General features: G+C 37.5%; 14 protein-coding genes. 11 read left to right on the forward strand and 3 right to left on the reverse strand.

Features of this window, described 5'->3' with window-relative positions; all coding sequences use genetic code 11:
• The first annotated feature begins 12 nt into the window (after window positions 1–12).
• From ACKVEV_RS04630 to ACKVEV_RS04640, 3 genes are read left to right on the forward strand one after another with little or no spacing between them, the layout of a single operon-like run.
• The gene (locus ACKVEV_RS04630) at window positions 13–873 is read left to right on the forward strand and encodes a LysR family transcriptional regulator (RefSeq protein ID WP_409369237.1); all 861 of its coding nucleotides are present in this window, start codon (window positions 13–15) and stop codon (window positions 871–873) included.
• A 15-nt stretch (window positions 874–888) separates the two neighbouring features.
• Entirely contained in the window at window positions 889–1623 is a 735-nt protein-coding gene (locus ACKVEV_RS04635; RefSeq protein WP_409369238.1) for a sulfite exporter TauE/SafE family protein, read from the forward strand.
• A gap of 58 nt (window positions 1624–1681) precedes the next feature.
• Window positions 1682–2005, forward strand: a complete 324-nt coding sequence (locus ACKVEV_RS04640; RefSeq protein ID WP_409369239.1) for a YnfA family protein — start codon at window positions 1682–1684, stop codon at window positions 2003–2005.
• Between the two features lie 190 nt (window positions 2006–2195).
• On the opposite strand, the gene ACKVEV_RS04645 is transcribed toward ACKVEV_RS04640, so the two are convergent.
• The 3 genes from ACKVEV_RS04645 to ACKVEV_RS04655 form a co-directional block, all read right to left on the reverse strand.
• Complete coding sequence (locus tag ACKVEV_RS04645; RefSeq protein ID WP_409369240.1) at window positions 2196–2951, reverse strand: class I SAM-dependent methyltransferase; 756 nt, start codon at window positions 2949–2951, stop codon at window positions 2196–2198.
• 160 nt (window positions 2952–3111) lie between these two features.
• Entirely contained in the window at window positions 3112–4494 is a 1383-nt protein-coding gene (gene nhaC, locus ACKVEV_RS04650) for a Na+/H+ antiporter NhaC (RefSeq protein ID WP_409369241.1), read from the reverse strand.
• 137 nt (window positions 4495–4631) lie between these two features.
• Window positions 4632–5399, reverse strand: coding sequence for a sulfite exporter TauE/SafE family protein (locus ACKVEV_RS04655; RefSeq protein WP_409369242.1), 768 nt, complete (start codon window positions 5397–5399; stop codon window positions 4632–4634).
• A gap of 386 nt (window positions 5400–5785) precedes the next feature.
• Here ACKVEV_RS04655 and ACKVEV_RS04660 point away from each other — a divergent pair, with 386 nt between their 5' ends.
• The 8 genes from ACKVEV_RS04660 to ACKVEV_RS04695 all read left to right on the forward strand — a co-directional run bounded on the left by ACKVEV_RS04660 (window position 5786) and on the right by ACKVEV_RS04695 (window position 13034).
• Complete coding sequence (locus ACKVEV_RS04660) at window positions 5786–6409, forward strand: DUF47 domain-containing protein (RefSeq protein WP_409369243.1); 624 nt, start codon at window positions 5786–5788, stop codon at window positions 6407–6409.
• 15 nt (window positions 6410–6424) lie between these two features.
• On the forward strand, window positions 6425–7441 hold the full coding sequence (locus ACKVEV_RS04665; protein ID WP_409369244.1) for an anion permease: 1017 nt from the start codon (window positions 6425–6427) through the stop codon (window positions 7439–7441).
• Between the two features lie 335 nt (window positions 7442–7776).
• Window positions 7777–8475, forward strand: coding sequence for a response regulator transcription factor (locus tag ACKVEV_RS04670; RefSeq protein ID WP_409369245.1), 699 nt, complete (start codon window positions 7777–7779; stop codon window positions 8473–8475).
• On the forward strand, window positions 8472–9920 hold the full coding sequence (locus tag ACKVEV_RS04675; protein WP_409369247.1) for a sensor histidine kinase: 1449 nt from the start codon (window positions 8472–8474) through the stop codon (window positions 9918–9920). The genes ACKVEV_RS04670 and ACKVEV_RS04675 overlap by 4 nt, the downstream gene beginning before the upstream one ends.
• Window positions 9917–10987 (forward strand): LolA family protein, encoded by a 1071-nt coding sequence (locus ACKVEV_RS04680; protein WP_409369249.1) that lies wholly within the window; start codon window positions 9917–9919, stop codon window positions 10985–10987. The genes ACKVEV_RS04675 and ACKVEV_RS04680 overlap by 4 nt, the downstream gene beginning before the upstream one ends.
• A 10-nt stretch (window positions 10988–10997) precedes the next feature.
• Entirely contained in the window at window positions 10998–11219 is a 222-nt protein-coding gene (locus ACKVEV_RS04685) for a hypothetical protein (RefSeq protein ID WP_409369250.1), read from the forward strand.
• Between the two features lie 89 nt (window positions 11220–11308).
• Window positions 11309–11842, forward strand: coding sequence for a sigma-70 family RNA polymerase sigma factor (locus tag ACKVEV_RS04690; RefSeq protein ID WP_409369251.1), 534 nt, complete (start codon window positions 11309–11311; stop codon window positions 11840–11842).
• Entirely contained in the window at window positions 11835–13034 is a 1200-nt protein-coding gene (locus ACKVEV_RS04695) for a hypothetical protein (RefSeq protein WP_409369253.1), read from the forward strand. Before ACKVEV_RS04690 ends, ACKVEV_RS04695 begins: the two co-directional genes overlap by 8 nt.
• Window positions 13035–13150: the final 116 nt, after the last annotated feature.

Below are 13150 nucleotides of genomic sequence, written 5' to 3' on the forward strand. Positions count from 1 at the left end.
GAGGCATAGGCTATGGAAATAGAATGGTTACGCACGTTTATCGCAGCTGCACAAACAGAAAATTTTCGACAGGCTGCCGAAAGTCGCTTTATTACACAATCAACGGTCTCCAAACATATCCAGCATTTAGAAAAGGCCTTACAAACATCACTTTTTGAACGGCATAGCAAACATGTAAAATTAAATTATTTAGGGACTCACTTTTTACGGCAAGCTGAAAAAATAGTGGCTACCGTGGATGAAGCAGTACAAAGCACACAATCATTGAAAAGCGGTTTTACATCACAATTAACGATTGGCGTAGCGCCTCAAATTGCCAATTCTACATTACCTGCCATTATTGAGCGTTTTCAGCAACAAAAACCTGCAATTCAACTTTCCGTAGAATTGCTAAAATCCAATGAAATCGGAGAAGCGGTTTATGCAGGAGCTGTCGATATCGGATTATCGAAACTAACGTCTACACGTGATGTTCAAACGAAAATACTTGCCAAAGAGCCACTGCAACTTATTGTACCGATAGGCAAAAAAAATATTGATCCTATGATGCTTTTACAGCAAGAAACGATTTTAACCCATGAATATTCGCCGTATTGGCAAGAAGTACAGCAAGTGCTACAACAATTACCAAGTTATAAAAGTATGCAATTAAATCAAACAGAAGTAATTAAAAATTTTGTCAAGCAAGGTTTGGGAATTGCCTTTTTGCCGCAAAGCGTTATTGAATCTGTCTATCATGAGCAATTGCTGCATAGTTATTCGGTAAAGGCGTTTTCACATATTGTGTCTAATACTTATTTTTTAAGTAAATACGTAACAGCCAATAGTGAAGCATTTTTGGCAGTATGTACTGCTATTTATAAAAACAGGTGATAAGAAGGTGAGCGTGTGTATCGTTTCCTATCAGATATTAGTCAAATCATCAGTGGACCTATCACATTATTTTTAAATTCCTATGAACATTCTCCACTTATCATTGCATTACTACTTGGGTTAGTTGGCGCACTCGCACCTTGTCAATTAACCGGTAATTTAAGTGCCATTACGTTCTATGGGAATCGAACGATTCAAATGAAAGACAATTTCGGAGAAGTATTATTTTTTATGATCGGTAAAGTCGTAGTTTTTAGTGTTATTGGTTTATGTGCGTGGCTATTTGGACAATCATTTGAAACGACCATGACTAGCTATTTTCCGATTTTTCGCAAGGCAATGGGGCCAATAATGTTGTTGACCGGACTTGTTCTATTGGGCGTTTTGAAATTAACTTGGCTAAACCAACTATCGACGCGTATTCCATTTGTATTGAAAGAAGGGAAGCTGGGGTCATTTATGATGGGGGCTTGTTTTGCTATTGCCTTTTGTCCAACAATGTTTGTGCTATTTTTCGTTTGGCTAATGCCTACAGTTGTTACAACGCCATATGGGTTTATTTTGCCAGCGATTTTTGGCATTGCTACGTCAGTGCCCCTTATTATGATGCTCACACTACTCCATTTGTTTGATGCAAAACGTTTGATTATGAAATCTAGCATGAAAATGGCAAGAGCGATTCAAATCATTGCGGGTGTTTTATTACTAATGATTGGCGTCACAGACACACTTACATATTGGGGCTCCTAACAGTGGGGCATTGTTTTTTTTGAAGTCTTAAAAATTGTATAGGGAGAAAAATGAAAGAATGATTTACGCAACTATTTTATTTATTATAGCAGGCATTGGCGAAATTGGAGGGGGCTATTTAATTTGGCTTTGGCTTAGAGAAGGTAAACCATTTTATTGGGGCATTTTAGGTGGTGTTGCATTAGCATTATATGGGGTCGTAGCAACATTTCAATCATTCCCAACGTTTGGTAGAGTCTATGCAGCATATGGAGGGGTCTTTATTGTGCTCTCCGTCTTGTGGGGTTGGGGAATAGATAAGCAAAAGCCAGATATATTAGATGTAATAGGTGCAGGCATTTGTATAATAGGGGTTATCGTCATGTTATGGCCACGTTCATAAGATTGAAACGCAAAAGTGTTAGATTGATCACGATCAATCTAACACTTTTTTTTATAAACGTTTGGTGGCGATTTCTCCTGTCTTTGTGGCGATTGAAGAACATTTCGTGGCGATTACACCTAATTTACTGGCGATACATGGACATTTACTGGCGGTTCATGACACGAACATTATGTCCTAGCTCAGTTAGCTATTTCTTCGCCACAAAACGTAAACGCCAATAATCAGCAATCCATTGTTTATTTTGATAATTGGTCGGTTTTAACAGTTCTTCACATTTCGCATATACTAGCTCCTTGTCATCGTCACTTACATGCTGGAGGATGTTGTTGGAAAACATGACTAACCAATTACGTAAACCATCGTCACCTTGAAGCGGGGTCGGACGCTCATATAATGTCATCATTTGCACAGTAAAGCCTGCATTTTCGAGCATTGCTTGATAATCCTCAGCAGCAGGGAAAAACCACGGGAAATATTGCTCTTTATATGGTAGCTGTAGCTCTTCCATACTTTGTCGAAGTGCTCCAACGATGGAAGCGATATTTCCTTGTCCGCCCATTTCTGCAACAAAACGTCCATGTGGTTTGAGTGCGCGATAAATATTAGCCATCACTTTTTCTTGTTGTTTCATCCAATGAAGAGCGGCATTGGAAAAGACGGCGTCAAATTGATTAGTATAGTCCATTGTAGCGGCATCTTGTGTTTCGAACGCAAGCGTCGGATATTTTTGCTGTGCGCTTCCAATCATTTCTTTTGATGCATCCATTCCTCTAACGATAGCACCAAAACTTGCAATTTCATTGGCTAAATCACCTGTACCACAGCCCACATCTAAAATATGTTCCTGTGTTTGTGGTGCAAGTACATCCACTAAATTTGCTCCGAATTTTGACACAAAGTCGTGCTTTTGATCGTAAAGACTAGCATTCCATTGAGTTGTCATGAATAGTCATCTCCTTTGTTTTTAGCATAACAAAGGACTTGATAGAACGAAAATGCAATAAAATAGGTGTTTTGATTCCAATTTGGAATGATAAAAATAAAAAGGAATCTACTAGCATCACAGTAATCGTAGTATGCTAGTAGATTCAATATAGAACAGTTTATTTTTCAAGTTTTGTTAACGTCTTACCACTCCAACCAAACCCTATCGTTAAAATTGGGCCGAGTAAACAGAAGAAGGTAAAAGGTAAATATGTTGTCGTAGGAATATCGAGTACACTAGCGATAAAAATACCACATACGCTCCAAGGTACTAGCGGATTGACAACAGTCCCTGCATCCTCCATGACACGAGAGAGGTTTTTCGGTGCCAGTCCAACTTTTGCAAACTGCGCTTTAAATGCTTCCCCGGTAAGTAAAATAGATAAGTATTGTTCGCCGATTAGAGTATTGACGCCAATACCTGTAAGTGCGGCACCGGTAATAACGGAGCCTGCACTCGTAAATAAGCTTTCAATTTTTGTTAAAATACTTTGGATGATACCGAGTGTAAATAATAGTCCACCCATTGTTAATGCAAGTAATACAAGCGCAATAGTAAAGAGCATACTATTTAGACCGCCTCGCGTAAGGAGTGCATCCACATCCTTATTTCCTGTATCGGACACGTAGCCATTAAAAAGCATATCAAATACATGGGTGAGGGCAAGTGGCTCTTGTATGTAGGCAAGCCCAACACCGACAATGGAAACAACTGCAAGTGTAATCAGCGCAGGTGCTTTATAGAGTGTCATAATGACAAGCACAACAATCGGTAGCAATGTATACCAATGAATAAGACCTGTAGAAAGTAACCCTGCTTTAAATTGTTCAACTGTTTCAAAAGATGTATTGGTGTCCGCTGGTGATAACACGGCATATAAAACAAATGAGATCATAAAGGCAGGGATTGTCGTCCAACCCATATTTTTGATATGCTCAAAAAGGTCTACACCTACTGTACCAGATGCTAGATTCGTAGTATCGGATAGGGGTGACATCTTATCGCCAAAAAAGGCACCCGATACAATAGCACCGGCAGTGATCGCTAATGAAATATCCATTGCACCGGCGATTCCCATAAAGGCAACGCCAACAGTAGCAACAGTTGTTAGTGAACTACCAACAGAGACACCAACAATGCTACAAATGAGAAATACAATAGCAAAGAAAAAGCTAGGTGAAACAGTTAAAAAGCCGTAGTAAATAAGTGTTGGAATCGTACCACCCATTATCCAACTGGAAATTAATAACCCGATAAAGAAAAAAATAAAGACAGCACCTAAACCTGCACTAGCTCCAGCAATCATTCCAGATTCTAGCTCACGAAATGGTACTTTTTTTAATAATCCATAGGCAATTAAAATCGAGATTACTAGAATAATCGGTATATGGGGTGTTGCCTGTAAATAGCCAATACTAATGGCCATAGTGGCAATAATTAATAGTGTAATGAAGCAAGCCTCGAGAAATCGAGGGTTACTTTTAGCTTCAATGCGAAACATATGATTCCTCCTACCAGTTACTTTTGCGCTTCAATGCGGTGAAGCCCAAAAGTATTATAGCACGCTAACAGCTATTGTCAATTGATTGAAAATTCTTATAATTAAAAAGGTAGCGAAAATAGTCGCTACCTTTTTAATCAATGTGAACCGAAATAATCCCATGCATTTTTCACGATCAATAAACAAGTCATCACAATAAATATCATACGCATTAATTTTGTACCACGTTTTAAGGCAAATTTAGAACCTAAAATGGCACCAAAAATCATTACGAAGCCCATCGGTAAACCGTACATAAAATTAACTTGTCCTAATACTAAAAACATACTAAGAGCAGCTAAATTCGATGTGAAATTAAAGGCTTTGGCATTACCTGCAGCTTGTAAAAAGTCATTGCCCATCATCAATAAAATGAAAATGAAAAAAGAGCCTGTTCCTGGACCAAAAAATCCATCGTAAAAGCCAATTGCAGCAAAAGCACAAAGGAAGCCAAGCTTTTTGCCAGCACTTAAAATGCGCTCTGTAGCATTTTGTCCCCAATCTTTTTTCAAAACGGTATAAGTTGCTACTAGTACGAGCATAACAAGCATAAGTGGTTTTAAAATAGATGGCGACACAAGATGTACGGTGTAAGCACCAATTAATGAGCCAATAAAAATAAAGGGTAAAATTTTACCGATTTGTTTAAAGTCTACTTTACCTGCTCTTAAAAATGTGAGCATACTCGTTCCGTTACTAATCGTATTGGCAAGCTTGTTTGTGGCTATGGCTGTACTTGGTGGTAGGCCAACTGCCATTAAAGCGGGTAATGAAATCAACCCTCCGCCACCAACAATGGCATTCAAAAAGGATGCGATAAAGCCAAATACTAATAATGTTGCTAGTGACAGTAAATTGATATCCATATAAGGTGACCCACATCCTATTATTTTATTGTTTTAATGTAAGCGTACTGTGAATGGCTGAAAATAACAATGGTGTTTCAATACGTTTTTGTGAAATGGACGTTTACAATTCCTTTACAATGTTAAATAATAAGAAAAAAATTATTTCAAGTATTTTTATAAAAATAAAAGAAAAAACGTTACATTTTACAGCAAAAAACGTGTTTTTAATAGAAGAATTCCAACGTTTGTAACATGTTAAAGGTTGCTGCGAAAAATTGTGACGAATTTTATATTACATTATTGTAAATTCAATTTATTTATCTTTAAAGTTATGTAGAATTATGTAAAGGTTTTGTTATGATAGTTGCAGCAATCGACAATATTTAATCAACAGGAGGAACATCATGTTCAACTCAAGTAAGCAAGATCCATTTTTTCAAGCATTATTAAAAATCTCTCAAAATGTGAAAGAAGGCATTTACTACGCACACAATGCGCGTATTCAAGATAATCTTGATGCTTTGAAAGAAATTGCCGATACAATGAAACAGTATGAAACTAGCGGTGATAAATTAATTCATGAGTTAATTGTTATGCTTAACAAATCATTTATGACACCGATTGAGCGTGAAGATATTTTAGCACTTGCCAATAAATTAGATGATGTCATCGATGGTATGGAAGGCTGCATTGCTCACTTTAATATGTATAACTTAACAGAAGTAACGGAGCCAATGCGCCAATTCCTTACGTATATTGCAAAAAGCACAGATGAAATGGTACAAGCAATGGTGCTGCTAAATAGTAAAAAGCTTGTTGAAATGCGTAAACATGCCATTCAAATTAAAGACTATGAGCGTGAATGTGATGAAATTTTCCGTTCTTCTATGAAGCAATTATTTATTCAAGAAAAAGATCCAATGCGCCTTATCGTATTCAAAGATATTTACGAACAATTTGAAGATATTGCAGATTGCTGCCAAACTGTAGCAAATACAATTGAAACAATAATTATGCGAAATGCGTAAGATGGAGTGTACTAAATGGATACGATATTACTAATCACAATATTAGTCGTTATTTTCGCGCTAGTATTCGACTTTATTAACGGTTTCCATGATACAGCCAATGCGATTGCAACATCTGTATCAACGCGTGCATTAAAGCCTCGTACGGCTGTCTATATGGCTGCTGTTATGAACTTTATTGGAGCGATTACGTTCGTTGGTGTGGCGAAAGCATTAACGAAAGATATTGTTGACCCGTTTACGCTAAATACTTATGACGGAGATATTACAGGATCAGTCGTTATTTTGGCTGCTTTACTGTCAGCGATTACTTGGAACTTATTAACGTGGTATTTCGGTATACCGTCTAGTTCCTCCCATACATTAATTGGTTCAGTAGCAGGGGCGGCAATTGCTGCAGCTGGCTTTGATATTCTTAATTACGCTGGTTTCATTAAAATTATTCAAGCGCTTATTTTCTCACCATTACTTGCGTTTGCTGCTGGTTTTTTAATGATGTCACTCTTTAAAGTCATTTTTAAAGATATGAATTTATATCGTACGAATAAAGGCTTCCGAACAATGCAAATCGGTACAGCTGCATTGCAATCATTTACACATGGTACGAACGATGCGCAAAAGGCAATGGGGATTATTACACTTGCTTTAATCGCAGGCGGATTGCACCAAGGCGATGATATTCCATTCTGGGTACGTTTTGCAGCTGCCTGTGCGATGGGTCTTGGAACATCGGTAGGTGGCTACAAAATTATTAAAACTGTCGGCGGTAAAATTATGAAAATTCGCCCTGTTAATGGTGTGGCCGCAGACTTAGCATCGGCTTCGATTATTTTCGGTGCCACATTAATCCATTTACCTGTATCCACAACACACGTGATTTCATCTTCTATTATGGGTGTAGGGACAGCACACCGTGTGAAAGGTGTAAAATGGGGCATGGCACGTAAAATTGTCACGACTTGGGTAATTACAATGCCAATCTCAGCTGTCATGGCTGCTACCATTTACTTTATCTTAAGCTTATTTTTCTAAAATAGTTGAAGGACTGCACAACATGCGTGCATTACACATAGACAAAAGGTATCGAGTAGTTTGAACTCGATGCCTTTGTTTTTTTTATCTTTTTTCTTCCGTTGATTGGAGCTAAGGTCGGCAATTATTTAGGCAACGGACAGCAAGACCGTGGTATACTGCTATATGTTTGCCCTTCAGACAAGAATGTACAACTTATGTGCATTCTTTTTTTGTTTAGTTTTTGATTTGCCCTTGTGAATACAGGAAAGTCCATTTATGGTAATTATAAAGAAAGTATAAAGTTCAGAAGAAATCCATCAATTCATAGTAAGGTTAGTACAGGAGGATAACAGATGAGTGAAAAGCTATTACTAATTGAAGATGATCCCGCAATAGGACGCATCGTCAAAGATACGCTAGTTCAAGAAGGATATGAAGTCACTTGGGCTACAACCGGTTTAGAGGGACTAGCAGATTTTAAAGCACAACCATTTGATTTAGTCTTAGTCGATTGGATGCTACCTGAAATGGATGGACTTACAGTTTGCCAAAATATTCGTTGGGAAAGTGATGTGCCAATTCTCATGATGAGTGCTCGTAAAGATGAGGCTGATAAGGTTGAGGGTTTACAAGGAGCTGATGATTACTTAGCGAAGCCTTTTAGCTTAGCAGAGTTAAAGGCACGAGTTGCTTCTCATCTACGTCGATGGCAACGCTATAAAAGAATAGAAATTACGGAACACGTTGCAACATTTGCATTTGGTTTAGCAATTGACTGGCAAAAAGAAATAACGACCCTTCAAAATCATGAACTCGCTTTAACACAAAAGGAATTTGCCCTTTTAAAACTACTAGCAAAAAACCCAGGTCAGACATTTACTAAGGAAGAGCTATATCAGCATATTTGGCAACAAGCAAGTGTAGATGAAACCCATACAGTTACTGTACATATTAAAGCACTGCGTGAAAAACTACAAGATCCTGTGAAAACACCACATTATATTCAAACCGTTTGGGGTAAGGGTTACCGCTTTATTGGAGAACCATTATGAAAATTAAAACTTGGCTACTCATTATGTTTTTCATCGTCATGATTGTACCGATTGGCGGTACCTATGGCTTATATATGTGGATTAATGCTTATTACCATGACAAAAGCTTTGCAGAATATATGGAAAAATGGATTGAACTGAATCATGTAAAGGCCATTCTTAACAATCCAGAATTATATGCAAAAAATGCCGATTTTCAGGAGGTAAAAGCACTTACCAGTGATCAACTCGCAATAACGTTGTACGCTAAGTCAGGTTTTGTTTATTATTCGTCTAATCCTTTGAACGCGGGGTTTGTTTCAAGAGAAAGTATTTTGAAAAACTTATATGAATTACAGCAAAAATACAATGCCTTTACATACAAAGAACCGGTTTATCAAAAAAGTGAATTAGTTGGTATATATGAAATTCAATTAGTAAGGGAGGACTGGGTTAAAGGCGTAGAGAGGCGTTCATGGCTTGTAATTGCTAGTATCATACCATTATTTCTAGCAATATATACGACAGTGATTCTGTTGCTTAACCGTAAATTGAATCGACCTTTACAAGAGTTCATGCAACAAATGCATGCATTTGGCAAAGGACAACATGTTGAAACGGCTATTGCTACAAGAAAAGATGAAATTGGTGAACTTGCAAACACTTTCCTAAGTATGCAGCGTGAGATTGAAACTGCGCGTTTGCATTTAAAGGAAGAACAGCAACAAAAGGAACTTATGATTGCTAGTATTTCACATGATTTAAAAACACCTTTAACGTCCATTCAAGCATATGCAGAGAGCTTACAAAATCCTTTACTCTCTACTCAAATACAGGAGGAGTATTGTGCTGTTATTTTAACGAAGGCAGTGGACATGAAGGAAATGCTAGAAGACTTACTGATGTATACATTGCTTCAATCTACAAACTATGATGTATCTCTTGTTCAAGTAGAAGGTCAGGAATTTTTTGATATGGCCATTTCAGAATATGAGCCACTTTGTCAAAGCAAAGGATTTTCGCTGCGTACGCTATGTGAGGTGGAGGGGGCGTATGCTGTACATCCTTCACAAATGCAACGGGTTATTGATAACTTAATGAGCAATGCCACACACTTTGGAACAGCAGGTACTACGATTGGGTTAGCTGCTATTAGTAATCGAAAACTCGACTGGGGCTTTGATTTTGTCAATGCAGCCCTTTGCGAAAAGAACGGAATGTATTTAATCGTTCAAAACAGTGGGGCGGGCGTTTGTGAACAAGAAATTAATCAATTGTTTGAACCACTGTATCAATCAGATTATGCAAGAACAAAGACAGGACAACGAGGTACTGGGCTTGGTCTTAGCATAGCGAAACAAATTATAGAGAAACATGGTGGAACGATAAACATGGTATCACAACAAGGTGTTGGGACAGCAGTTCTTTGCTGGCTACCACCTTACAAAGGAGCAGATAAACAATGAACTGGCAACCATCATTACGTGTAGGAGGAATAATTGCACTACTGACCATTAGTTTAGTTGGATGCAATCCAGAGGCATCCTATTCCCCACAGGAGATTATTGACCAAGCATTACAGGAAACAAAAGAGCTAGAAAGCTATTATGGTGAATATAAATGGGATATGGGCAAAACAGGGATTGCTACAGTAAAAGAGTGGATGAAGGACGGTAAGCGGCGAATCGAAATGTCTTTTAATGATGAGGATGTCATTGCAGTCAATGATGGAAAGCAAATTATTACCTATAGCAAAAAGGAAAATACGGCTTCCATTATGGCATTTGAAAATGGGGAATTAGAAGAGTTTATGGGTGCTTCAGCAAAAGATAATGCCCAAGTTTTATTAAATTTTGTAAAAGACTCTCATGATATTGCAATCGCTGGTGAAGAAAAAATTGCAGGCAGAGATGCTTATCACATTACAGCGAAAGCGCAAAAAAAGAATACGTTACTAGGCGACATTGAAGTATGGATTGATAAAAAAACGTGGTTGACGTTGAAAACAATTACGACGAACGCAGGTAATGTGACGCAACAAGAATATACGAAGCTTGAAATAAATAAGAAAATCGATGATGCGTTGTTTGCATATGACATACCAAAAGGTGCAACGATTGAACAAATGGATACAGTAGATCAGACTACACCTACTACAATAGATGAGGTAAAAAAACAGCTTGGTGATTTTTTAATGGTTCCTGAAGATAATGGGTTAACGCTTGCAACGATACTAGATTTGAAGGTAGAAGAGCGTCCTGAATTTTCTTTTGAATATGAAAAAGAGGAGCAACCTGCATTTTCAGTTTCAGTTTATAAAGTAGTGAGTAATTTTACTACATTCGGAGGTGATTTGGCGAATGAAGAAGATATAAATGTACGAGCGAAAAAAGGCACATATATGGATTTAGGAGATCGCTTTATCATTAGTTGGTATGAAAATGGCTACCAATACAGCATTCTTACGGAAAATCCTGAATTTACGAAAGAAGAACTACTCACATATGCAGAGAAAATGACGATTGTTCAGTGAGGTGAACGGTATGCAAAAGGCTAACTTTCTAAAATGCTTTGCCTTGTTTTTATTTACTACTGGCTTTTTATATGGCGTCGGTGAAACATATAACATATCATGGCTGGCGTTTCGATTTTTAGGACAGTTCGATGCGGATGGATTTTATTTTAGCTTTAGTTCACTTATTCCTGTCTTTGGAGGCTTGCTCATGGTAGGTTTATACGAAACAATCGCTAAACGATTTATATAATGAAAAGAAAATCCACTATTGAAAGAAAGTGGATTTTCTTTTTTGTGCATTTATATAAAATATTTACAAAAAAATGAAACGGTCGACTATTGGTAATCGTTAATAAAGTAACAGAGGGGGTGGACGGCATTCTGGAAAAAATTATTGACGATCATGCAGAGCATTTGCTGCGCCTCGCTTATTTTTATGTAAAAAATCAGCATGTAGCAGAGGATATTGTGCAAGAAGTGTTTATCAAATTTTCGGAGCATGCCTATGAGGAACGTGGGCAGTTACGAGCGTACTTATCGACGCTGACGATTAATAAAAGCAAAGACTATTTAAAAAGCTGGCATTATAAAAAATGCCTTTTACAAGAAAAACTATTTCTAACACAAGCGAAAAAGCAGCGAGATGCTTTAATCGAAGCGGAGGAAAGGTCACAAATTGGCGCTGCCATACTAAACCTGCCGCTAACATATAGAGAGCCGATACTACTATATTACTATGAAGAAATGAAGATTGCGGACATTGCACAAGTGCTTGCATTACCTGAAAATACTGTCAAAACAAGACTTAAAAGGGCTCGTGAAGCATTGAAGCCTCATTTACGTGAGGAATGGGAGGTGTTACTACATGAATGATGTCAAAAAAGAGCTAATAATAATGACAGGAGATCTATCAAAAAATAAAGAACGCGTCAAACAACGTGTTTTGCAGCGTCATAAAGTGAAACCTAAAAAGTCCATAAGCTTAAAAATCTTAACGGCCATTGTTACACTTTGTTTAGTAGGGTTTGTCATCCAGTTTTTAGATAGTGATAAAAAACAATCAGCACAAATATTTAATCAGACTGGGCTTACTTATTATATGGATATTGCAGAACGTTTCTCTCTTGATAAGGGAAGAGAATTAGAAGAGGCTTATAGGCGTTATGAAAAGCGTGTGGCCTCCTATTATTTTGCGCAGTCCCTCGGTATTGAAAGTACAAAAGAGGAACGAAAGGCTGAAGGGCGGCAACGTCTAGACGAGTTGAAAATGCTTCAAGAATCTTTTCCAGAATATGCGGAGCTTTTAAAAAAACAAGGTCTAAATAAATATTTTACAAAGAATATTGAGCCATTAATACCAATGATGGTCGCTGAGAAAAAATTAGAAGCTTTATACGTAGAAAAATACCCGACATTTCCAACTGAAATGGCAAGTGATCTAGCTACACTGGATGCAATCCGCTACTTTAATGCCCATTTTGCAGAGCAAGCGAAAGCTTTTCAGGAGGAAATAGGACTTGAAAATTATTCAAATATACGACAAGGTAATATCCATATTGGAACCGTTGTAGCAATCCAAAATAATGCTTTCTTACTTATTGAAGGGGCAGTTCCAGAAGAGGTAGTTAGTATGTCTCAAGCACAAATTATTGAAAAATATCAAAATGCAACATGGTATCCTCTAATTAATGATATCTCGTTGCAAATAGGAAATTATGTAAGTATTCAGTCAATAGGCGGTGTTACTACTGATGATGAGGTGCCAGTTAACCGTTTTAGTTTCGTAGATGCAATAGAAATTATAGAGCCGACAGTGACAACAAAGCTAACGCTTGACAATGCTGATGAAGTTCGAGCATTTCTAAATCCAATAAATTGGAGAATGAAAGAAAAAACCTTTGACACACCACCAAATTATGCGTTCGTATTAGACGGAGTGCGCGTGGACATTTGGGAAGGATATGGTCATTCACTTTGGTTACAAGCACAGGAATATGGTGAACTGCAATTGAGCCAGGAAAGGGCAAAGCAATTGAAAGCCCTCTTAAAAATGGAAGAATCCTAGCAAGTCTCTTGATAAAGAGGCTTGTTTTTTTATGAAATTACGCAGCACTTCACATCTTTATCCATGCAAACTTTAGGACAGATTTAGAAAAATAACAGCCAAAATAACGTCAAATA

This window comes from Lysinibacillus sp. 38-6 (genome assembly GCF_046245175.1).
Taxonomy (GTDB): Bacteria; Bacillota; Bacilli; order Bacillales_A; family Planococcaceae; genus Lysinibacillus.

Excerpts from the sequence above, each read along its gene's own strand:
- ACKVEV_RS04685 (WP_409369250.1), top strand. The coding sequence starts at position 10,998 with ATGCAAAAGGCTAACTTTCTAAAATGCTTTGCCTTGTTTTTATTTACT.
- ACKVEV_RS04630 (WP_409369237.1), top strand. The coding sequence starts at position 13 with ATGGAAATAGAATGGTTACGCACGTTTATCGCAGCTGCACAAACAGAA.
- ACKVEV_RS04680 (WP_409369249.1), top strand. The coding sequence starts at position 9,917 with ATGAACTGGCAACCATCATTACGTGTAGGAGGAATAATTGCACTACTG.
- ACKVEV_RS04675 (WP_409369247.1), top strand. The coding sequence starts at position 8,472 with ATGAAAATTAAAACTTGGCTACTCATTATGTTTTTCATCGTCATGATT.
- ACKVEV_RS04645 (WP_409369240.1), bottom strand. The coding sequence starts at position 2,951 with ATGACAACTCAATGGAATGCTAGTCTTTACGATCAAAAGCACGACTTT.
- ACKVEV_RS04640 (WP_409369239.1), top strand. The coding sequence starts at position 1,682 with ATGATTTACGCAACTATTTTATTTATTATAGCAGGCATTGGCGAAATT.
- ACKVEV_RS04665 (WP_409369244.1), top strand. The coding sequence starts at position 6,425 with ATGGATACGATATTACTAATCACAATATTAGTCGTTATTTTCGCGCTA.
- nhaC (WP_409369241.1), bottom strand. The coding sequence starts at position 4,494 with ATGTTTCGCATTGAAGCTAAAAGTAACCCTCGATTTCTCGAGGCTTGC.
- ACKVEV_RS04695 (WP_409369253.1), top strand. The coding sequence starts at position 11,835 with ATGAATGATGTCAAAAAAGAGCTAATAATAATGACAGGAGATCTATCA.
- ACKVEV_RS04670 (WP_409369245.1), top strand. The coding sequence starts at position 7,777 with ATGAGTGAAAAGCTATTACTAATTGAAGATGATCCCGCAATAGGACGC.
- ACKVEV_RS04660 (WP_409369243.1), top strand. The coding sequence starts at position 5,786 with ATGTTCAACTCAAGTAAGCAAGATCCATTTTTTCAAGCATTATTAAAA.
- ACKVEV_RS04655 (WP_409369242.1), bottom strand. The coding sequence starts at position 5,399 with ATGGATATCAATTTACTGTCACTAGCAACATTATTAGTATTTGGCTTT.